This window comes from Bacteroidetes bacterium GWF2_43_63 (genome assembly GCA_001769275.1).
In the GTDB taxonomy this organism is placed as follows: domain Bacteria; phylum Bacteroidota; class Bacteroidia; order Bacteroidales; family DTU049; genus GWF2-43-63.
The window spans coordinates 22,072-44,507 of the sequence record MEOQ01000017.1 but is presented as its reverse complement, the minus strand read 5'-3'; the positions used below and the strand labels follow the sequence as shown (position 1 = coordinate 44,507).

Annotated in this window: 14 protein-coding genes; 9 read left to right on the top strand and 5 right to left on the bottom strand. The window is 44.2% G+C overall.

What is annotated here, in order from left to right; genetic code table 11:
• Positions 1 to 41: 41 nt before the first annotated feature.
• Together A2W93_03910 and A2W93_03905 are read right to left on the bottom strand one after the other, a co-directional pair.
• Positions 42 to 302, bottom strand: a complete 261-nt coding sequence (locus A2W93_03910; GenBank protein OFY55371.1) for a 50S ribosomal protein L27 — start codon at positions 300 to 302, stop codon at positions 42 to 44.
• A gap of 33 nt (positions 303 to 335) precedes the next feature.
• Complete coding sequence (locus A2W93_03905) at positions 336 to 869, bottom strand: 50S ribosomal protein L21 (GenBank protein OFY55370.1); 534 nt, start codon at positions 867 to 869, stop codon at positions 336 to 338.
• 297 nt (positions 870 to 1,166) lie between these two features.
• On the opposite strand from A2W93_03905, the gene A2W93_03900 reads away from it, so the two are divergent.
• The 8 genes from A2W93_03900 (at position 1,167) to A2W93_03865 (ending at position 14,344) form a co-directional block, all read left to right on the top strand.
• The gene (locus A2W93_03900; protein ID OFY55369.1) at positions 1,167 to 2,441 is read left to right on the top strand and encodes a hypothetical protein; all 1,275 of its coding nucleotides are present in this window, start codon (positions 1,167 to 1,169) and stop codon (positions 2,439 to 2,441) included.
• Positions 2,438 to 3,175, top strand: a complete 738-nt coding sequence (locus A2W93_03895) for a hypothetical protein (protein OFY55368.1) — start codon at positions 2,438 to 2,440, stop codon at positions 3,173 to 3,175. The genes A2W93_03900 and A2W93_03895 overlap by 4 nt, the downstream gene beginning before the upstream one ends.
• On the top strand, positions 3,175 to 6,000 hold the full coding sequence (locus A2W93_03890; protein OFY55367.1) for a hypothetical protein: 2,826 nt from the start codon (positions 3,175 to 3,177) through the stop codon (positions 5,998 to 6,000). The genes A2W93_03895 and A2W93_03890 overlap by 1 nt, the downstream gene beginning before the upstream one ends.
• Entirely contained in the window at positions 5,963 to 6,955 is a 993-nt protein-coding gene (locus A2W93_03885) for a hypothetical protein (protein OFY55366.1), read from the top strand. Before A2W93_03890 ends, A2W93_03885 begins: the two co-directional genes overlap by 38 nt.
• A gap of 217 nt (positions 6,956 to 7,172) precedes the next feature.
• A complete protein-coding gene (locus A2W93_03880; GenBank protein ID OFY55365.1) occupies positions 7,173 to 8,186 on the top strand; it encodes a hypothetical protein in 1,014 nt (337 codons plus the stop codon).
• A gap of 526 nt (positions 8,187 to 8,712) precedes the next feature.
• Complete coding sequence (locus A2W93_03875) at positions 8,713 to 9,279, top strand: hypothetical protein (GenBank protein OFY55364.1); 567 nt, start codon at positions 8,713 to 8,715, stop codon at positions 9,277 to 9,279.
• Between the two features lie 143 nt (positions 9,280 to 9,422).
• Entirely contained in the window at positions 9,423 to 12,185 is a 2,763-nt protein-coding gene (locus A2W93_03870) for a hypothetical protein (protein ID OFY55363.1), read from the top strand.
• A gap of 173 nt (positions 12,186 to 12,358) precedes the next feature.
• Entirely contained in the window at positions 12,359 to 14,344 is a 1,986-nt protein-coding gene (locus tag A2W93_03865) for a hypothetical protein (protein OFY55362.1), read from the top strand.
• A 15-nt stretch (positions 14,345 to 14,359) separates the two neighbouring features.
• On the opposite strand, the gene A2W93_03860 is transcribed toward A2W93_03865, so the two are convergent.
• The 3 genes from A2W93_03860 to secA form a co-directional block, all read right to left on the bottom strand.
• Positions 14,360 to 16,834 carry a pyridine nucleotide-disulfide oxidoreductase gene (locus tag A2W93_03860; GenBank protein OFY55361.1) on the bottom strand — a complete coding sequence of 825 codons (2,475 nt, stop codon included), beginning with the start codon at positions 16,832 to 16,834 and terminating at the stop codon, positions 14,360 to 14,362.
• A gap of 142 nt (positions 16,835 to 16,976) precedes the next feature.
• Positions 16,977 to 17,777: a hypothetical protein gene (locus A2W93_03855; GenBank protein ID OFY55360.1), complete on the bottom strand. Its 801-nt coding sequence runs from the start codon at positions 17,775 to 17,777 to the stop codon at positions 16,977 to 16,979.
• A gap of 122 nt (positions 17,778 to 17,899) precedes the next feature.
• Complete coding sequence (secA, locus tag A2W93_03850) at positions 17,900 to 21,220, bottom strand: preprotein translocase subunit SecA (GenBank protein OFY55359.1); 3,321 nt, start codon at positions 21,218 to 21,220, stop codon at positions 17,900 to 17,902.
• A 463-nt stretch (positions 21,221 to 21,683) separates the two neighbouring features.
• Between secA and A2W93_03845 the strand changes: the two genes are divergently transcribed.
• A complete protein-coding gene (locus A2W93_03845; protein ID OFY55358.1) occupies positions 21,684 to 22,325 on the top strand; it encodes a hypothetical protein in 642 nt (213 codons plus the stop codon).
• The last annotated feature ends 111 nt before the right edge of the window (positions 22,326 to 22,436 follow it).

The following is a 22,436-nucleotide window of genomic DNA, read 5'->3' as shown; positions in this document are numbered from 1 at the left end:
CCGCAGCCGGAAATGGTTTACAGTAACTTTATCCAGAGATTTTAATTCTGCTGTTCTTTCACAGTGACGAAAGATTTTTCGTCTCTGGTTTTGCGGAATTCAACAACACCATCTTTCAGTGCAAAAAGCGTATGGTCTTTACCCATTCCGACATTTTCACCGGGATTATGTTTGGTACCGCGCTGACGAACGAGGATGTTGCCTGCTTTGGCAATCTGTCCGCCGTAGATTTTTACGCCGAGTCGCTTACTGTGGGATTCGCGACCGTTTTCTGAACTACCGACACCTTTTTTGTGAGCCATATCTTAATATTTTAAGAGTTAACTGATTGGGAATTATTCGTCCTTCTTGGTTTTCTTGGCAGCTGGCTTTTTAGCAGCTGGTTTTTTCTCAGCAGCCGGTTTTTTTGCGGCAGCTTTTTTGGGAGCGGCTTTTTTTACAGCAACTTCTTTTTCGGCTTTTGGCTCAGAAGCTGCGACCACTCTTCTAATTTTAGCAGGAGGCAAGACAATTCTTTTCTCAACCATAGGAGCTTCTTCTCCGGTGAGACTAACACCGTCTTTAACTATTGACAAAATGTTCAGCTGAGTCATGTACTGACGATGGCCGTTCATTTTCTGATAGCTCTTACGACGTTTTTTGTGAAAAACAAGAACCTTGTCGCTTTTCATATGTTCAACCACCTGGGCCAGAACATGAGCGCCGTCAACATTGGGTTTCCCAACCTGAACGTTTTTCTCGTCGTCTATCAATAATACATTTTTCAGTTCAATCTGACTGCCTTCTTCGGCCTGCAGGCGATGAACATACACTTTTCCGGCTTTGTTTACTTTGAACTGTTGTCCGGCTATATCCACAATTGCGTACATCGTAAGTGATTTCAGTTGTTAATCAATACTTTTTGAAACGGGAGTGCAAAGATATAAACTTTTTTTGATTCGCAAACCTGAAGTCAGAAAAATATTTTGATAAAGGTATCTCCGGTTCTCTTTCCAAACTCTTTTTGACCTTTTACAATTTGTGTTTGTCTGTGTTTCAACACTTTCAGGAAATGAATCTTCTGAAATAATCAGCTTTAACGTATTGAAACTTATTACTATCTTTAAACACTAAAATGCTTTCTCGTGAAATCTCAGACAATCAGTGTTTTAATTATTGTACTCGCCTTGATTTTTGCTTCTGTTGAAGCCCAGGCTCAATGTCCTGCTTCGAAATACGGACTGAATCCTGTCTGGCCTGTTAGCTGGAGTCAGACTGACCGCCAGAACTGGTATTTTGAGATGGCAACGCATGGGCAGGGCTTTCAGAGCGATGGTCGCACATGGCGGCAGCTCCAGGTTATGATGGACAGCAATCAGCTGATCCCTTTTCGCGATGAAGTCAGCTGGGCAAAATCCAACGGAGGCATTGAAAAATATCTCTTTCAGCTGAAGAACCCGGTGACTGTCGCAAATCCAATGCCCCCGGTCTGGTGTGGAAATCCGCTGACTGACACCAATACAACGAAGGCTATGTTTCGTTTTATCGTGGCGTTACTCGACACTATGCATCCGGTATTGGACTATTTCGTTTTGGGAAGTGAATCAGATGTTTATTTTAAAAGCCGACCGGCAGAACGCGACTCGTTTTTTGTTTTGGCTGGCAACGTATCGGATTATATTGATTTGAATTATCCCACAATCAAATTCGGTGTCGGTGTAAGTATGCAATGTTCTCAGAACACGGATACGCTTTTTTGGAATCGAACTTTGACAATCGGAGATATCATGTCCGTTTCATGGTGGCCCTTGATTAATTATTACGCCGATACGGCTGAAGTGAATGCCGCAGGTTCGACTATCGCTACATTGGTTGCAGAATGCGGGAGTAAACCCGTTGTGATTTCGGATTGTGGTCTTCCAACAGCGCTGATGCCGACGCGAAGTGATGTGCAGTCTGAATTTGTCAGAAACACCTTCTTACATACTATGAATGAGCCACTGATAGAGGCGGTCGGTTATTATTACCTGGGTGATTTCGACTCAACGGCTATTTACGACTATCAGAACTTATATCTGACATATGCCTCGGAATTCTATGAAAGCATAAAATCGCGCGGATTGCTCGATTCGCTCGGCAACCCGAAACCTGCCTACGATGTGTATTTGTCAATGCTGGACACCGTATGTGCTCATGCAGAAATCACAGACCAGCATTTGAATTTGGAAGTGACAGTCTGGCCAAACCCTGCTGTTGACAAAATATTCTTTGACAGGGAAAGATTTAGCTCTTACAGTATTTATGCAACATCAGGACAATTGATCTGCTCAAATACATTATCCGGTAAAGAGGACGCTGGTTTGAATATATCCCATTTGCCTGAAGGAGCTTACTTTTTAGTATTGTTTTCCGAAAATCAGTCTCCTGAAAACCATTTGTTCATTAAAAACAGTCTGCCATGAAGGCCATGATTTTTGCCGCTGGGAAAGGAACGCGTCTGCGGCCAATCACCGACACTGTCCCAAAAGCAATGGTAGAAGTCGGTGGGAAACCGCTGCTGGAATGGCTGCTGCTGAAAATGACCGCAAGCGGAATCCGTGACGTTGTGATCAACGTTCATCATTTGTCAGAGCAGGTCGTTGGCTTTTTAAACAGCCATCCGTTTAAAGGACTGAATTTAATAGTCTCAGATGAATCGGACCTATTGCTCGATACCGGGGGAGGCCTTAAGAAAGCTGCGTCGTTGTTGCAAGGCGATGAACCCATTCTGATTCACAATGTGGATATTCTGAGCAATCTGGATTTTAAACAGTTTGAGAATACCTTTTTGAAAGCCGCAGTTCCGGCCATGCTTGCCGCAAAAGACCGCAACACTGCAAGAAAACTCGAGTTTTCAGATGCCGGCCTTTTGTGCGGTTGGGTGAATGAAACCACCGGAGAACATATCAAGGTGAATGATTTTTCCGGACAAGTGAATCGTTTTGCTTTCTCAGGAATTTCAATGGTTGCTTCTACGTTTCCTCTAATGTTGAAGGAAAGTGGCGTTTTTGGCTTTGTACCGGCTTGTCTTTCACTGGCAGCTGAAGTAAAAATCCAAAAGTACGACACTCCTCATGACTGGCTTGATGTGGGCAAACCTGAATTGTTGCAAAAAGCCGAACAATTCGTACATACTTATTATAATGAATTTGCATAATGAATTTTATTCAAGAAACTGCGAAAAAAATTGTTGAGACCTGCGGAACTGATCTTCGCTCTGTAGCTGTGGTTGTGCCCGGAAGACGCGGTGGCCTGTTCCTGAAAAAAGCACTGGCATTGGCTGCCGGTAAAACCATACTGCTCCCGCAGATTTTCAGCATCGAAGAGTACATCTATTATCAGAGCGGCATGCGCAAAATGGATGAAACCACCATGCTGACTCTGCTATATACGGTTTATAAGAAACATGCCGGCCCGGGCGCGTTCCCGATTGATGAATTCCTGCCCACAGGCAAAACACTGCTGGCTGATTTCAACGATGTCGATGACTATCTGCTCGATCCCGTCGAAGTGTTTACCTATCTGATGCGGGTGCGTGAAATTGAAAATTGGATGCCGGGTGAAGCCGAAACAGAACTTCAGAAAAAGTACCTGAGTTTCTATCAATTGCTCAATCCGATGTACCATCTTTTTTCTGAAAAATGCCGGGAAATGGGCATGTGCTATCAGGGAATGGCTTCACGTGTTTTATCTCAGAAAGAAGCTTTCCCCGAATTTTCTACAATTGTTTTTGCCGGCTTAAATGCAGTGACTCCATCGCTCGAAGCCCACATAAACAAACTGATCGTTAGCGAACAAGCGCAGCTGATCTGGGATGCCGACAGCTGGTATCTCGATAATGCCAATCACGAAGCCGGGCACTTCATGCGATTTAACAGAAATGCATGGCCGAAATCGTTTGGCGAAATTCCGCGTTTCTTTGAAAGCTCTAAAAAGAATATTGACATTATTGGCGCCCCGCTTGGTTACACACAAGTACAGACAGCACTCACTCTGCTTGAAACCACTTATAAGGATCAACTCACCGACACAGTGCTGGTCCTGGCCGATGAAGGACTTATGATGCCTCTGCTGAGCAGTCTTCCCGAAGATTGGGCCGATCGTGTCAATATTTCTGGCGGATATCCGCTGCGGAATACGTTGCTTGGACAAATTGTCAATGCTCAGCTTGAGCTGTTAGCCGGCACATTGAATGATAGTGGCGCCACGCGGACCTATCGCTATGAGTCTTTGCTTGCACTTGTTTCAAACCCTTTGCTGAGGCTGTTGCCGGATGACAAACAGCGGAGTGATTTTATTCAGGTTGTTGACGACATCAGCTCAGGCAGACTTCGGTACTTCCGCTGGTGCGAGAGTGACAAGGAAGACACGCTTTTTCTGAAACGCTTTGATGCGATTATCCCTGGTCTGGTTTCTCCATGTGCTGGATGGGAAGAGGTGCTTACAAGGCTGATAAAACTTACCGGCGAGTTATTTGAAAAGTGCCGCGAGGTCGATCTGGAGCATGAGGCTGCATGGCTGGTTCATTCGGCATTAAAGGCCTTGCACAATACTTTGACAAGCTACGGCGATGTCTCAGATATCACCATCGGTTCCGTTGTTTATTTTATTCGTCGTCATCTGCAGATAGCCAAGATTCCCCTCAAAGGTGAACCTTTAAAAGGAATTCAGATTCTCGGAATGCTTGAAACAAGATCGCTTGATTTTAAAAACGTGATTATTCTGGGTGCTAACGAAGGATTTCTGCCTGCCGGTGGACAAGGCGATTCATTTCTTCCGAATGACGTAAGACGTGAACTCAAGCTGCCGCTGCAATATGAGCGCGACGCGGTGTATGCTTATCATTTCTGGCGACTGATGCAGCGTGCGAGTGAGATAACGCTTATTTACAATACCGAAAGCGATCCGGTTTATGGCAAGGAGCCTAGTCGTTTTCTGGCACAAATCGAACATGAGTTGCTTCCGGCATTTTCGACAATTACAGCTAATCGCAGAGTTTTGGGAATCAAATATGATAAAAGCGCAGTCAGCCCCTTCGAAATGGTTGATCGCGAGAAAATCAATGTGATGCTCGAAAGTATTGCCAATACAGGATTGTCGTTCACGAAATTCTATAATTTCATCGCATGTCCATATCGCTTTTTACTGGAAGGTATTTATAAAATTGAAAAATGGGAGGATGAAAGCGGCGATATTGCCATAAACACCATGGGAAGCGTGTTTCACGATGCCATTGAAAAGCTGACCATCCCTTTTCTTGGCAAAGTGCTGGTGAAGCAAGATTTTGAAACGATGGCAGCTGCTGCGGAAACGCATCTGGAGGCAGCATTTGAACACGAAAAGATTGCTCATTTATCCAGCGGTTATAATTATCTGGTGAAAGAAATTTTATTGGAATCGCTTGTTCATTGGCTGCAGAGGATGAAGGATTCGGTCCCGGCAGATTATTATGTCAAAGCGGTTGAAGCTGAACTAAAACCTGTGATTTCGTTGCATGATGGACGAAAAGTTGCACTGAAAGGCATTGCCGACCGTGTTGAATTTTGTAATGGCGTTATGCGCGTGATGGATTTTAAAACAACGCACAAAAGGACAGAGTTTGTTTTCGATATTTCTCCCGACGCTGATATTCCTGCACAAATCACAGACCCTGAAAACCGGAATATGTTGCAGGTAATGTTTTATTCCTGGCTATACGCCTCTCAGGAAAACGTGACTGCGATTACCGGTGGCGTTTATCCTGTGCTGAATAATACCGGTTACAAACCAGATCTGTTGAAAAATAAATCAAAGGAATCACTTGTATTGACTAAGGAGCAGCTGACTGGTTTTGGCGAAGCCATTACAGAATTAGTTGAACAGATCTATGATCCCGGGCAGACATTTTCTGCAACACCTTCCACCAAAGCCTGCCAATATTGTCCCTACAATGGCGTTATTTGTTATGCAAACACTTTTGGAATTTCTGAAGATGAAGAATAAATCTGCAATTATTTTACTTCTGTTTATTACGGCAATGAGCTTTCGCAGCTTTGGCCAGCAACCGCATGGAATATTCTGGTCGCCGGAGTTGCGACTGAATCCGGCATTGACAGGCGTTATGACCGGAAAATGGCGATTGATGGAAAATCACCGGAGCCAGACATTCAACGAAGGAGGCACACTGCAGTGGAATACACTGTCGGCCGACTTTCGCAAGGAAATAATTAAAAAAAGCGGCGGCTACGGACTTGTAATGGACGAGGCGACAGGTAACACTTTTGGATTTGGCGTTATGGATGACCGCCGACGCAGCGACAGCGCCGGTGCGGAATACATTGCCGATTACTTTTCATTTTCCTATCGGCATGCATTCAAAAAAAGCACATTTGGCTTCGGCATTCAGCCAGGGTATATGCGAAGCGAAGCGGAGAAAAAATTTGACATAAATGCTGGTCTATTGTGGGGTAGCGGTTCAATATATTGCTGGCAGGAAGACCAGATTTTCAAAAACCAGATTGGCATTGCCGCTTATAATATTCTGAGTGACTGGGCTGACACTGCGGTGTTGCCAGGACGTGAAATTCAGGCCCACGCAGGCTTTCTGATCAAAAAAATCGAGCAGGTCAATTTCGTAGTGAATGGTTTGTACCGGTACAATGGCACCAGTGATTTCGCAATCGGAACCTATGCGATTTTTTTCCCAATTGTGCACTATGCCTATTGGGACCGCGCCCGTCTGGGCTTGCATTATCGATCCAGCAATCATCTCACATGGTCGGCAGGTTTGCGTTTTTATGGTCGCGGCAAGAAGACCTTTACCCTTGACGGAACAATCAGCTATGATATGCCAATGAAATTTCTGGATTTCGAAAGCAAATACAAAAACGCCTGGGAAATCGGCATTGTTATTACGCGCTTTGAGAAGTGCTGGAGCACGGATAAATGTGGTAATTAGGTGCATTGTCGCTTTCTGAAAAACTGTAACAAAGGCGCCAGGAAATCAATATTTTCTCGTGTCTTCGTGTCCTTGTGGCAACATTCCCAAATCATTCAGGTAAATTAATTCATCTGTTAACTTACTCCTTTTGTTTGAAAAGTGATGTGATTTATATCATGTTGGTTTGCAATCAAGGGAGTCATGGCGGTACTTTTATCCCACTAATCAAAATGCCATGAAAACAAAAATAAAATTCCCGATTCTATTGTTGATTTTTGCAACTGGATTCATTTTCAGTTCCTGTGAAAAGGATGCTGCTGAAATGATCCCGCAAAACACAAAATCCCAGATTAATACAATTCAGGTTACAGAAGGCGCAATCAGCAGCGTCGACCTGATTGCAGGTCAAAACATGATAGCCGGAAAAGTGTCAGTATCATTTGACAACACCAATCTATATGTTTCGTACAACACGATGAACGACTGGTTCCTCAGCGAAGTACATCTCTGGGTAGGACCAGACCTGAGCCTGATGCCCCAAACCAATTCCGGAAATCCAAAAATTGGTCAATTTCCTTATAAAGCCAGCGGTCTGAATGGATCAACTTCGTACACATTCACTATTCCCCTGAGCGCTTTTGGCGGCTATGATAATATGTGCTCGTCTGTACTTTATTTGGCAGCCCATGCTTCGTTGTATAAAACCGGAAGCGGCGGTGCGGTACAAACAGAAACTGCATGGGGAAACGGCAGCCAGATGAACGAGCAAGGCAGCTGGGCTATGTATTTCTTAGTGCAATTCATGTGTGAAGACGACTACTATTCTGCTGGTCCCTGCGAAACTGCTTTCGGTTACGGCCCACTCACTTTTATTGATGCCGGCCTAACAAGCAGCCGATGGGGATGGATATATACGCTGAGTACAGGTGGAACTTTCGAAACTCCATTGTATGCAGGTGCAGGACAAAACAACATCAACAACGGCCTTCATGTTGGGACTGTGACATACAGTTACAATGGCAGTGGTTTGAAAGTTGAATTCGAAACTTTCGGCGGGTATTCTCTCAGCGAAACTCATGTATATGCTTCTTCGGCTTTTCCAACAACCATTTCTCCGGGGCTATTCGGACATTCCAATTCAGATCCTGACCCAAAATCAGACGCATACTTTATCGAACTTAATGGCGGACCTCCTGTTTATGTTATTGCTCATGCCGTGGTTTGTTCAAAGCAAGCGGTGCGGCAATAATTGCTTTCTGATGGTTTAGTATTCATTGAAAAGAACTCCCGGTAATTTCCGGGAGTTTTCTTCTTTTAATGGCTTGAAAATCTGTTAAACTCAGGTGTTAGTATTTTTCTGAAATAATTTATGCATATTTAATTTGCATGAGGCACTTAATCTATCGTAAATTTAAGTACATCACCCTCGCAATCGAATGAGTATGATTTTCGAAGTGCTTTTGATTGATGATATTGATAGATATTTGCTCATGCAGTCACCTGCTCAATGCTGCCGGTTCAACGATGAGATTGTTGAAGGCGGCTGTAGATGAAACAGCATGAAGCGGAAAGCTCCCAGACAGAGGATCCGGGAGTTTTCTTTTTTTGTCCACGAATGAGGCAAATTTCCGCAGTATTTTTCAACTGATTTTCCAGGAAAATTTAACCTGCTTCGTCGAGGCCAAAGCCTGATGCGGAGCGCCGTCTCACTCATAAACAATTCATATGTTATTTAATTTGTTTTGCTTGTAAATAAACATCCAGAATTGTATATTATGTGTTTAAAATTGGATGCCATGAAAACAAAATCAAGACTCAAATTAATGCTGATATTGGCATTTTTTTCATTTTTTATTACAGCATGCGAGCAGGACGAAGTGTTTCAGGAATTGCGTTCAGCTCCAACAAAGGAGTCAGTACAGTTGACCCCAACCAATAAGTTTTACACAGGGTTTGCTTTTGGCGAAAATTCATTTATTGATTTCGGTTTGTCAGACACTCAATGGGGATGGATTTCGAAATTCGAGAATCAAAAAGACACACTGTATTTTCCACTGTTTATAAGGACTGAAAACTATGATGGAGGCGATGGCGCCAATATTGGTGAATTACGATTGTTTTGTAATTCCGGCGACTTTGTGGCTGAGTATTATACGCGAAAAGGTTGGGCCATGATGGAAACAAATCTTTATGCATCGACCAAAAAGCCCATATCTTGCGATCCAGCATCATTTACAGCGCATCATCAATTATTCAGAAAAACAACCGACCAGCATTTAATCTCTGTCAAAAAACTCCCGGTTTATGTCATTGGCCATGCGACGGTGATCAGAACGCAGTGATTCTATTCTCGGAAAAAATAGGGGCTGTCTTATTAAGGCAGCTTTTTTTGTTTATAAATGCAGTTCGTATTTATTGATTTACAAATGCACATCAAATAAATATTTTTTACCTTGCATCCCAAATTGAAAGTATTATGCCCCGAATGTTACTTGTTTCATTTTTTATAGCATTGTCGTTTCGCGCTCTGACAGCTAATTACACCGTTATCAATACAAACGATAGTGGCGTCGGCTCATTGCGCGAAGCAATCACTTCGGCCAATGCTGCCGTAGGTGCCGACAATATTTATTTCGACATTCCGAACACCGATCCGGGATACGATGCAGGAAGCGGAACGTTTACCATAACGCTGATTTCGACACTCCCGATGATAAGCACCGGCTACATCAATATTGATGCGACTTCGCAACAAACAAATCAGGGTAATACAAATATTTACGGGTATGAAATTGTGCTGCGTAAAGGCAGCGGAACCTTTGATTATCCTATCTTGCTGGTATCGCCGGGCAACGCCGTAAAAGGATTCGTCATTCAGGGGTTTTCATATGGCATCATGATTTATAATTCTACGGCAACAGGCAATATTGTCACTCAGAATTATCTTGGGACCAATCATTCGGCTACGGCTCCTGCTGCGCTGACCAATATGTATGGCGTTGCAATTGCCAACGGTGCATCGGGAAATACCATCAGCAACAATGTCATTTCCGGAAATACCATGGCGGGCATTGCCATTACGGAATCAAGTAATAACATCATTAAAAATAATCGCATTGGCACCGACAGCAGCGGAATTACTGCGATACCAAATAGCTACGGAATCGGCCTTCAGAACGCTTTTTCGAATACCATCGGAAGTTTGATAAGTGGTGAATTCAATCTTATTTCAGGAAATTCCACTGCAGGTATTGTCATCGACGGCTTACCGAGCACAGGCAATCAGATCTTCGGGAACCGCATCGGAACTGATGTGCATGGCACCGACAGTATTCCGAATGAAAACGGTATTATTCTCTCGTATGCAAGCAATACGACCATTGGCGGCTCAACTTACAAACACAGAAATATTATTTCCGGTAATAGGGGCGCCGCCATTGTCATGAACGGAACCGGTACGCGCAACAATGTTGTGAAAGGAAATTTCATCGGCCCCGATATCACCGGTATGACTGCACTGCATAATTATTCAGGTATTAATATTCTCAGTAATGCCAATAGAAATACCATCGGAGGGACATTGGCAACTGAACGAAATATCATTTCCGGCAATCTCGAAATGGGTGTGTACATTGAGGCTGCCGACAGTAATGTTTTAATCAATAATTATTTCGGACCCGATTCCACCGGACTCGATGCTTTCAAAATCGGCGGTGACACTTTGTTGCAGAGCAATGGCGTTGAATTCAACACAGTGGCAAAACACAACCGGTTGGGCGGTTACACGTCTGCAGAGCGCAATGTAGTGTCGGGCAACCGTGTATATGGCATGGTGTATTACGGCAATTGCAGCTACAATCCGGTCGTCGGAAATTACATCGGTGTGGATGCCACCGGAAACAACGCGTTGCCCAATGCCACCGGAATCTGCGTGGATGGCGGCTCTAACCACAATCCGATTGAAAACAATGTACTCAGCGGAAATTACAGTTACGGAATTTTTATTGTGACAACCGGAACCTATTATAACACGATGACCGGAAATATTCTGGGCCTTAATGCTGCCGGAACCGACACGGTGCCTAACGATGCAGGCTTGTTGATTGGCGGAGGAACAAAGTATAATATCATTGGCGGCACAACGCCAGCTGAACGCAATATCTTTTCGGGAAATCGTTTCGGCGGAATTGAAATTGCCGATCAGGGTACAAGTTTCAATACTATCATCGGTAATTATATCGGAACTGACATTACCGGAATGCAGGCCAGACCTAATTTGTACGGCATCAGCGTTATTTCGGAATGTTCGCAGAATACGATTGATGCGAATGTGATTTCGGGCAATGCTCATTACGGAATTCTTCTATTCGAAAATGCCGACAGCAATATTGTCACACGCAATTACATTGGCCCGGGCGCCGACAGTACAACGGCCATAGGAAACGGAACCGTTGGAGTTGTGCTCTGGAACGGATCTTCGTACAATCAGATCGGTGGCGAAGGGCTGGGTAATGTTATTGCATACCACGATTCATGCGGTTTTGCAATAAAAGACAATACCACTTTGTATAACACCCTTTCAGAAAACAGCATTTACGAAAATTCGTTGATGGGAATTGATGTTTTTCCAGAAGGGCCCAATGCGAATGATGCCGGGGATGTGGATGCCGGGCCAAATGAGCTTATGAATTTTCCAGTGATTTCGCACGCAGCATACAATGCATCGAATGGAATGGTTTGGGTGTATGGCACACTGGATACCGGATCGCCGGAAAATGCAATCATCGAATTATTCATTGCATTACCTGATTCAACAATAAATCACGGTGAGGGCCAGACGTTCCTGGGCCGCACCTGGTGCGATGCAACGGGTAACTGGATGTTCTATGGTCCTGGCATTACGGATGGAATGTTGATGACAGCAACAGCTACCAGTGTGAGTGGAAGCACTTCGGAATTTTGTGAAAACTTTTCGGTCATCGCTTCTGTTGAAGAAGAAATTGCGAATAAGATTCTTGTTTTTCCGAATCCATGTCGTGATAACATTGTAATTTCCGCTCCAGGAGCTGTAATCGAAGGTGTCTCCATTTTCGCATTCGACGGCCGCAAAGTTTTTGAGCAAACCGGACTCAATGAAAATACATTTCAATTGTCATTCGGAATTGAGTTGCAGAGCGGTGTGTATGTTGTGCGTGTGTTGACAGAGGATGGAAGACTGCTGGTTTCGAAATTTGATATTGTGAAGTGAAAAATCACCTTGTCATCCTGAGCGGAGTCGAAGGATGATTAGCGGTTGATATTGATGCAAATGGCTGTTGACTCTTCGACTCCGCTCAGAGTGACAGCCAAAAGAAATGAAATACAATGAGAATATTTCCAATCTTTTTTCTGTGCGTTTTCGCACTAACAGCGCAAGCCACGGTGTACACCGTTACCAACACCAACACGTCGGGTGCTGGAAGTTTACAGGCGGCAATAACAACTGCAAACACCGCTCCGGGTGCGCCGCACAGCATTGTGTTCAATATTCCTGTAAGCGATCCGAATTACAATGCGGCTCAGGGTGTCTGGATCATACACATCACCAATGCTGCCAGATTGCCCTACATCATCGGCTCCAACATTACGATTGACGGATCAACCCAGACCACGAATGTTGGAAACAACAATCCTGAAGGACCCGAAATTGTGCTGGATGGAGGAGGGAGTACTGACTTCTGTTTTTTCGCCATGAATGCAGCGAACATTACGATCCGCGGATTCAATATTCGGCAGTTTACGTATGGAATTCAGATTTCCGGCAGTCCCTCGACAGGGTGGGTGATTGCAGGAAATTACATCGGCACCAACGAAGACGCCTCTGACACTGCAGGTTGCTACATTGGTGTTGAATTTTTAAACAACGCCGGATATGCAACCATCGGCGGACTCAATGCAGAAGACCGCAACATCATCAGCGGCAATGAACACATCGGGCTTCGGCTGCTGAGTTCAAGCCACAATACGGTGATCAATAATTATATTGGAATCGATCGCACCGGAACTTTTGCATTGCGAAACTTCGATGGACTCAGTCTTGAAGCTTTCACTCAATACAATCAGATTGGCGGAAACACGCCGGCAGAGCGCAATGTAATATCGGGCAACGTCGCGTATGGACTTCCGCTTATTGGTTATGATACGCAGCATAATATTATTCAGGGAAATTACATAGGTACCAATGCAGCTGGTACTGCTGCTGTTGCAAATACCTACGGAATTCTGTTCGATGACGGTTCGCATTTCAATACCGTCGGAGGACTCGGAAACGGAGAAGGGAACCTGCTTTCAGGTAATACTGGATATGGATTGTTTTTATACAACAATGGTACGACAGAAAACTGGTGTTATGGAAACCTGATTGGAACTAACTTTTCAGGTACATCGGCCGTTCCGAATGGAAACGGAGTTGTGATCGATGGCATTGCAACACGGCATATACTTGACAAAAACGTGATATCTGGAAATATTCAGAGCGGTATTGCCATACATATTACAGGAACCAATGAACATATTATCACACGAAATTTTATTGGAACCGATATTACCGGGACACAACCACTGGGCAATGGTGGCGATGGAATCCGCATTGCGGAAGGAGGACAGTACAACGTGATTGGTAAACCAGATTCGGGAAATGTAATTGCATTTAATGGAGGCAATGGTATTACTGTGTTGACCGCCGCCGATTACGGAAACACCTTTTCTGAAAATCTGATTTACGGAAACGCGCAGCTGGGCATCGATCTGTATCCACAGGGTGTGACTGATAACGATGCCGGCGACAGCGATGCCGGCGCCAATAAGCTGATGAACTTTCCGGAACTTGATTCAGCCTCATTTGATGCTGGTCTTGATAAAACCACCGTATACGGACATCTTGATCATCCGCTGGCGCAATATTGTAGCGTTGAATTTTTCGGCAGCAGCGGCGATGCAAGCGGTCATGGACAAGCCAACGAATTTCTCGGATTTGTTTCTCCCGCAGCCGGTGGCACTTTCAGCTTTGAAATAACAATCGTGCTTGCGTGGAACTATGTGACAGCAACAGCTACCGACAGCAGCGGCAACACTTCGGAATTCGCGTTGAATCTTGAATTGCCGGGACCAAATGCTATTGCTGATTTGGAAAATGAAAATTCATTTAGCGTATATCCGAATCCAGCCAGCGACTACGTGATTATAGAAAACCGCGCTGGTGGCGACTTCCAGCTACAGCTGATCAACTCGGCAGGACAGATTGTTTTAAGCCAGAATTATAATTCACAGGAAGCAATTGTTGATGTTGCATCGTTGGAGCGTGGATCATATCTTGTCGTAATCAGTTACGAAGATGAATCCCATGTTTTCAGAATTCAGCTGCAGTGATCTCAGCGCAAGTTTTTACACAAACAGATTCAGATTGCCTTCCGTTTTTTCGAGATAGGTAGCCACGCCGCCAATCTGTACGCCATCCATCAACTCGGACGCGGAAACGCCCATCACATCCATCGACATCTGGCAGGCGACGAATTCAACACCCATTTCCTGAGCCGTCAGAATCATTTTTTCAAGTGCATCGACCTGTTTGCTGGCCATGCGTTTGCGCATCATTGAGCGCCCGATTCCGGCCATGTTGAATTTTGACAAACCCAGTCTTCGACTTGATTTTGGCATGAGCATTCCAAACATTTTTCCGAAGAAATCTTTTTTCACCTGCGGTTTGTTCAATCGTTTTATAACATTCAATCCCCAGAAAGTGAAGAACAGCGTTACTTTCTTACCCATAGCCGCGGCACCGTTAGCAATTACAAAGGTCGCAAGCGCTTTATCGAGATCGTCGCTGAAAACAACCAGTGTGGCACTGGTGCCTGTCTGATGAGACTGAATGGTCGGTTCAGCTGCTTTTCCTTTTGTAATAAGTGCAGTTATTTCAGCTCCGTTTTGTGTAAGCTCAACCACTTCGTTTCCGGTCACCTTGGCCCAGGCCGCAACATCTTTATAGAAACCCGCATCGGAAGCGGTAATCCGGATGGCTTCGCCTTCGGCAATGTCATCCATTGATTTTTTAAGTTTCAGAATCGGGCCAGGACACTGCAATCCACAGGCGTCAACGATTTTTATTTTCTCAGCGATAACTCTTGTTGCCACTGGTTTTTGTTTGCTGCCCTGATAAATATGATCATCGATGCCGATATAATCATTGGCGAAAATGTCTTCGTTGCTTTGTTTCTGACTGGCTGTTTCGTACGTTTTCAGTCCGCCGGAAAGATTATACACTTTATCAAATCCGCTCTGGGTCAGTATCCGGCATGCAACATGTGCGCGCAAACCAACGCCGCAGAAAGCAATAATTTTTTTGTCTTTCGGAATTTCATTCAGATGATCGCGCAATTCATCGAGTGGAATATTTACGGCGCCATCGATGGTTCCCAACTGAAATTCATCGCGGGTGCGGATATCGAGCAAAAACATTTCACTGCGCGATTCCTTATGTACTTCGCGCCATGAGATTGGTTTTGAAACACCATTGAGAATATTTTCCGCAACCATGCCTGCAATGTTCACCGGATCCTTGGCCGATGAAAAGGGCGGGGCATAGGCGTGTTCAATTTCAGCCAGATCGTACACAGTAGCGCCATGTTGAATGGCCGTAGAGAGCAAGTCGATCCGTTTATCTACTCCTTCGTAGCCGACAATTTGTGCGCCCAGTAAACGCCCATTGTCAGGTGCAAACGAAATTTTTATGGTCATCGGCTGTGCTCCCGGATAATAGCCCGCATGTGAGGATGAATGCGTTGTTGAATCAATATGCGGCACATTCAGCTTGCCGAGCTGTTTTCCGGAAACACCTGTTGCTGCTACCGTAACATCGAATACTTTTGCAATGGCTGTATTTACTGAACCCTTGTATGTTTTTTTATTTCCGAAAACGAGATTATCAGCGGCAATGCGTCCTTGTTTGTTGGCGGGGCCGGCTAGATATGTAATCATATTTGTTCCGGTAATCGGATTGGGGAATTCAATGGCGTCGCCAACCGCGTAAATATGTTCGTTCGTTGTTTGCAAAAATTCATTCACCACGATGCCACCCGATTTGCCTATTGCAAGGCCTGCAGCTTTGGCCAGCTGACTGTCGGGCTTTACGCCAATGGATAATATAACCATATCGGTTTCGATGGTTTTTGAGGAATTCATTTTCACTTCGATGCGATTATTTTTTTGTGCAAACGAAGCAACTGAAGACTTCAGATAGAACTCAACATTTTTTGTTTTCAGATGCTGATGAACCATCGCGGCCATAGAATAATCGAGTGGGGACATTACTTGTTCGGCCATTTCGACAATGGTAACGCGCAGCCCCGCTTTATGCAGGTTTTCGGCCATCTCAAGACCAATAAATCCGGCGCCTACAACAACAGCATGACGCGGTTTTTTCTCATCAATATATTGTTTGATTTTGTCGGTATCGGGTACATTACGCAGCGTGAAAATTCCTTCCTGCTGAATGCCCGGAATGGGCGGCTTTACGGGTTCTGCGCCGGGCGACAACACCAGTTTATCATAGCTTTCGGTGTAGGTTTCACCTGTGAGTACTTTTCGTACCGTGACTTCTTTTTTATCTTTGTCGATGCCGGTTACTTCTGAAAAATTACGGACTTCGAGGTTGAATCGTTGTCCGAATGTTTGTGGAGTCTGGACAAACAGATTTTCACGATCCTGAATTGTACCACCTATATAGTATGGGAGACCGCAATTTGCATAAGAAATATACTCTCCGCGTTCAAAAACAATGATATCACTTTTTTCATCCAGTCTTCTCAATCGTGCTGCAGTTGTTGCTCCGCCGGCTACACCGCCAACAATCAGGTATTTCATAACAATGTGTTTTAATGCTTAAAATTTTCTGAATGCAAAGTTACCGGAATTAGAAATACTGTGTAATGATACAGCCATGATGTTTATCATGCTTCGCAAAATGATTGTATTTGTAATTGAAGTGAATTCAGATTGCGCTGAACTATTTCAACATTTCCTGCAGTTGATCAAGGTCGCCTGAAAACGCATTCACGTCCACTGGTCCGGAGATGCCGTCGATGCTGGCTTTATCGCTGAATTGCCAGAATTTCCATTGTGCAAATGTAGCTGGACGTTTTTTGTAATAATGTGCTACCCAAAGGGGATATTTTTCAATTGAAGTTCCACTTAAATAAGTTTCATAAAAAACAACACCTGTATATACAATTGGTTTTACTCCATAATGCTGCTCCACAATCTGAAGCCAGGTCCAAAGCGATTTTACCAAGGCATTGCGACTAACGCCACGTGCAGTTTCCTCAATATCGAGCACTGGCGGAAGATCCCCTTTTTCCATTGTAACAGTTCTGCAAAAATGATTGGCTTGAGCTTCGGCATCAATTCCTGGTTTGAAATAGTGATAGGCCCCGCGTGGAATTCCTGCTTCTTTTGCGCCATCCCAGTTGACCGGGAAGGCTGGATCTCGCAGTGTTTTGCCTTCAGTTGCTTTTATAAAAACGAATTCGACGGTGAAATCTTCTGATTTGAAATCAGCAACTCTCAGCCATTCAATATTGTTCTGGTAGCGCGATACATCGATGCCGTACACACTGTAGCCATCCGGGAGTGGAACACCAAGGCGAGTGACTTTTTCCGGAGGACTCTTCTGAATTCCGCTCTGGTAGCGCAACCACGAAACAAAGAACTTCCCCGGATTTGTAAAAAACAATGCGAAAATCAACAGCAGAAATCCAACAAGTACTATGTACCAGCGATTGATTCTATGTTTGCTGCGTTTGACCATTGATTCAATTAATCAAATTATGTGGAAGTCCGCTGCTAATTCTTCGACGTACTTTATATCGCATTTCACAGGGGGCTCAGTATGACAGCGGGGTAAGGCATCTGGAATTTTAAAATGCAGTTTTAGTCAGCACTGTCCTTGCCATGGCAAGCTTTGAATTTTTTTCCGCTACCGCACGGACATGGATCGTTGCGACCAACTTTCTTCTCAACGCGTACGGGCTCTTTTATTGATTGATTGGTGCTTGGGTCATGATATTTCGGATGCTGAGTTCCTGGAATATCCGATTCACGGCTTGTTTTCAGATTGGTATTATTACTCCGACGCGTTTGTTCAGCTTCCGTGAGTTTCCTGTCTTCAGCCAGCGGAATGCGACCATGTGTGAGAAAGCCAAGTAAATCTTTACTCACTTTTGTCAGCATCTGTTTGAATAATTCAAATGACTCGAATTTGTAAATCAACAAAGGATCCTTTTGCTCATAAACAGCATTCTGCACACTCGTCTTCAAATCATCCATCTCGCGCAGATGTTCTTTCCATGCGTCGTCAATAATGGCAAGAGCAAGACTTCGCTCAACACCGCGCATGACTTCCTTGCCCTGACTTTCGAATGATTTTTTAATGTTGGCTAATGCGGTGAAAGATTTCTTTCCATCAGTGAATGGAATGGCTACATCATCGTATTTGCGGTTGGTGTTTTCAAAAATTTCTTTAATAATGGGGAATGTCCGCTGTGCTGTAATTTCGCATTTTTGCTCGTATTCCGAATAGGCCTGTTCAAAAAGTTTGTCTGCCATTTTTGCAGTATTTTCTGAAAAGAATTCCTTTTCATCAATACCTGGTTCAACGGCAAAAGTTTTCATTACTTCAAATGAGTACAGGTCAAAGTCGCGTGAATCCTGACCATCAGCAACGATGGTTTCGGCAATATCGCTGAACATATTTGATAAGTCAATCGATAATTTATCACCATAAAGCGCATTGTGACGCCGGTTATAAATAACTTCACGCTGTGAGTTCATAACGTCATCGTACTCCAGAAGCCGCTTACGGATTCCAAAGTTATTTTCTTCCACTTTTTTCTGAGCGCGTTCGATGGCTTTTGTGATCATGCTGTGCTGAATCATTTCGCCTTCTTTCAAGCCAAGACGATCCATAATGCCGGCGATGCGGTCGGAACCGAAAAGGCGCATCAAATCATCTTCGAGCGAAACATAGAATTGAGTTGAACCCGGGTCTCCCTGACGTCCGGAACGTCCACGCAGCTGGCGGTCAACTCGTCGTGATTCATGGCGTTCGGTACCGATAATGGCCAGACCACCGGCTTCTTTTACACCAGCTCCAAGCTTGATATCCGTACCACGACCGGCCATGTTGGTGGCAATCGTAACACTGCCTGCCTGCCCGGCTGCAGCAACAATATCGGCTTCTTTTGCGTGCAGTTTTGCATTAAGTACGCTGTGCTTTATTTTTTTCATCGTCAGCATGCGACTGAGCAACTCTGATGTTTCAACCGATGTGGTACCAACCAATACCGGGCGTCCCTGTTCTTTCAGAAGAATTATATCATCAATGACGGCGTTGAATTTTTCCCGTTTGGTTTTGTAAACGAGGTCCTGATGATCTTTCCGGACAATGGGCCGGTTTGTAGGAATTACAACCACATCCAATTTATAGATATTCCACAACTCACCTGCTTCAGTCTCGGCAGTACCAGTCATACCAGCGAGCTTCTTATACATGCGGAAATAATTCTGCAAAGTGATGGTAGCGTATGTTTGCGTAGCCGCTTCAACTTTTACATTTTCCTTGGCTTCGATGGCCTGGTGAAGACCGTCGCTGTAACGCCGTCCTTCCATGATACGACCGGTTTGCTCATCAACAATCTTAATTTTATTGTCGATGATTACGTATTCAACATCAATCTCAAACAGGGTGTACGCTTTCAGCAACTGATTCATGGTGTGAATGCGATCTGATTTTATAGCATAATCCTGTCGCAGCAGCTGTTTTTTCTCAATGCGTTCAGTGTCGGACAATCCTGATTTTTCAAGATCTGCCAGCTCTGATCCAATGTCTGGCAGGATGAAAAATTTCGCATCGCCTGTTTTTTCAGTCAGAAGATCAATACCTTTATCGGTAAGTTCAATCGAGTTTTGTCTTTCTTCAATCACAAAGAACAATTCATCATCAATCAGATGCATGTTCTTCATGTTCTCGGCCATGTAGAGATTTTCTGTTTTGTGAAGCAGAGTCTTCATGCCGGGCTCACTCAGAAACTTAATCAGGGCCTTGTTTTTAGGCAGACCTCTGAAACATTTCAAAAGTGCAACCCCGCCGAGCTTTTCTTCTTCCGATGTGGGATTTTCTTTGGAAAGTAATTGTTTTGCTTCGGCCAGAAATCCGTTGAAAATATTTTTTTGAGCGTTGGCAATCAGAACAACAAAGGGCTTCAAGTCATCGAATTCCTGATGGTCGCCTTTGCTGGTAGGACCTGAAATAATGAGCGGTGTACGGGCATCGTCAATCAAAACGGAGTCAACTTCATCGACGATGGCGTAGTTGTGACCGCGCTGAACGATTTCATCAATGCCACGGGCCATATTGTCGCGCAAATAATCGAAACCAAATTCATTATTGGTACCGTAGGTAATATCGGCCAGATAGGCCTTTTTGCGAGCGGCACTGTTGGGTTCGTGGCGATCGATGCAATCTACCACCAGACCGTGAAATTCAAACAAAACGCCCATCCATTCAGAGTCACGTTTGGCGAGATAATCATTGACGGTTACAACGTGAACACCTTTTCCCGGAAGCGCGTTCAGGTACATAGGCAGCGTGGCGACCAGCGTTTTACCTTCTCCTGTAGCCATTTCAGAGATTTTTCCTGAATGCAGTACATAACCGCCGATAAGCTGAACATTGTAGTGAACCATGTCCCATGCAATCGTGGTGCCTCCGGCTGTCCATGTGTTTTTCCAATAGGCCTTGTCGCCTCTGATAACAATGCTGTTGCGCTTGGCAGCCAGCTCTTTGTCAAATTCAGTGGCGGTAACTTCAATTTCTTCATTTTCCTTAAAACGTCGGGCAGTGTCTTTTACAACAGCAAATGCAGCAGGCATTATCTCAGTGAGCTTCTCCTGCGTTATTTCGTAAACCTGCTTTTCAAGTTTATCAATGTCGCCGTATAATTTTTGCTTCTCATCAATCGGCATTTCATAGCTTGTTTCGATCTGATCTTTCAATGCCTTGATCTGATCTTCCTGCTCTTTCACTGAAGCCAGCAGCAGCTCACGGAATTCAAGGGTTTTTGCCCTGAGTTCGTCGTTGCTTAGTTTTTTGATTTTTTCATACTCCACATGTACTTTATCAACATAGGGAGCCACTTCTTTCATATCCTTGTCAGCCTTGTTGCCAAACAGCTTTTGCCAGATTGTTGCCATATCACTTTGAAATTATTCCTACAAAAGTAATTGAAATTTTCGAATTTTCTCTCCCCACAACCTGAGTGTGTCGCGGAGCTGCCTTTCCACAACCTGAGTGCGTCGCGGAGCGACCTCTCTGCGTTGTGGGAAGCTACCATGCCAGCCGATGCACTCAGGTCGATTTCATCGACGCAGAGAGATCGGCAGTGCTTCGCGGAGCGACCTCTCTGCGTTGTGGGAAGCTACCATGCCAGCCGATGCACTCAGGTCGATTTCATCGACGCAGAGAGATCGGCAGTGCTTCTTGAAGCGACCTCTCTGCGTTGTTGGAAACTACTGTCCAGGCCGATGCACTCAGGTCGATTTCATCGACGCAGAGAGATCGGCTTGAATCCTGATTAAAAACACTCTAAATAGAAAGAAAATTTATATCAACCATGTCATTTTTTTCTATATTTACTAAAATCAATTTGTTTAGAATATGAGCATTTTACTTGAAAACGGCAGGTATTACCATATATATAACCGTGGGAACAATAAGGACGTGATGTTTCAGACCTCATCTGATTACTTGTATTTTATGAAACTATACAAGATTTTTATTTCCGGAATTGCTGATACGCTTTCGTGGTGCTTAATGAAAAATCATTTTCATTTTTTAGTACGGATAAAGGATGATGATGAAATTGGGTATTTGAATCCTGCAAATGCTAATTCCAGAAATTTGGCTGATAAATGGAATTTATACTCACATACTTTTTTAGGTAAGAACAATGTCGTTAGACCTAAGCCAGGAATGCAATTTAAACATTTATTCAGCACTTATACTCTGCATTGCAATGGAGTTTACAAGAGAACGGGTTCTGTAATTGAGAAGAAATACGAAAGAGTCCTTGTGGAAAATGACGATTATTTGACAACTCTGTTTCTATATATAAATTTCAATCCCGTGAAACATTCAATTTGCAAGTACGCTGAGAAGTACAAATGGTCTTCATGTAAATCGCTAATAAGTGGGAAAAATGATGGTATTACTAACATTGCTTTCATGAAGCAGTTTTTTGAGAGCTCTGATAATTTTAAATTTTCGATAGATAATTATTCACCAACTGATTTAATCTAAATCTTCCCGCATCTGAGTGCGTCGCGGAGCGACCTCTCTGCGTTGTGGGAAGCTACCATGCCAGCCGATGCACTCAGGTCGATTTCATCGACGCAGAGAGATCGGCAGTGC

Excerpts from the sequence above, each read along its gene's own strand:
- A2W93_03855 (OFY55360.1), bottom strand. The coding sequence starts at position 17,777 with ATGGTCAAACGCAGCAAACATAGAATCAATCGCTGGTACATAGTACTT.
- A2W93_03870 (OFY55363.1), top strand. The coding sequence starts at position 9,423 with ATGTTACTTGTTTCATTTTTTATAGCATTGTCGTTTCGCGCTCTGACA.
- secA (OFY55359.1), bottom strand. The coding sequence starts at position 21,220 with ATGGCAACAATCTGGCAAAAGCTGTTTGGCAACAAGGCTGACAAGGAT.
- A2W93_03885 (OFY55366.1), top strand. The coding sequence starts at position 5,963 with ATGCAAACACTTTTGGAATTTCTGAAGATGAAGAATAAATCTGCAATT.
- A2W93_03880 (OFY55365.1), top strand. The coding sequence starts at position 7,173 with ATGAAAACAAAAATAAAATTCCCGATTCTATTGTTGATTTTTGCAACT.
- A2W93_03910 (OFY55371.1), bottom strand. The coding sequence starts at position 302 with ATGGCTCACAAAAAAGGTGTCGGTAGTTCAGAAAACGGTCGCGAATCC.
- A2W93_03860 (OFY55361.1), bottom strand. The coding sequence starts at position 16,834 with ATGAAATACCTGATTGTTGGCGGTGTAGCCGGCGGAGCAACAACTGCA.
- A2W93_03875 (OFY55364.1), top strand. The coding sequence starts at position 8,713 with ATGTGTTTAAAATTGGATGCCATGAAAACAAAATCAAGACTCAAATTA.
- A2W93_03905 (OFY55370.1), bottom strand. The coding sequence starts at position 869 with ATGTACGCAATTGTGGATATAGCCGGACAACAGTTCAAAGTAAACAAA.
- A2W93_03895 (OFY55368.1), top strand. The coding sequence starts at position 2,438 with ATGAAGGCCATGATTTTTGCCGCTGGGAAAGGAACGCGTCTGCGGCCA.
- A2W93_03845 (OFY55358.1), top strand. The coding sequence starts at position 21,684 with ATGAGCATTTTACTTGAAAACGGCAGGTATTACCATATATATAACCGT.
- A2W93_03890 (OFY55367.1), top strand. The coding sequence starts at position 3,175 with ATGAATTTTATTCAAGAAACTGCGAAAAAAATTGTTGAGACCTGCGGA.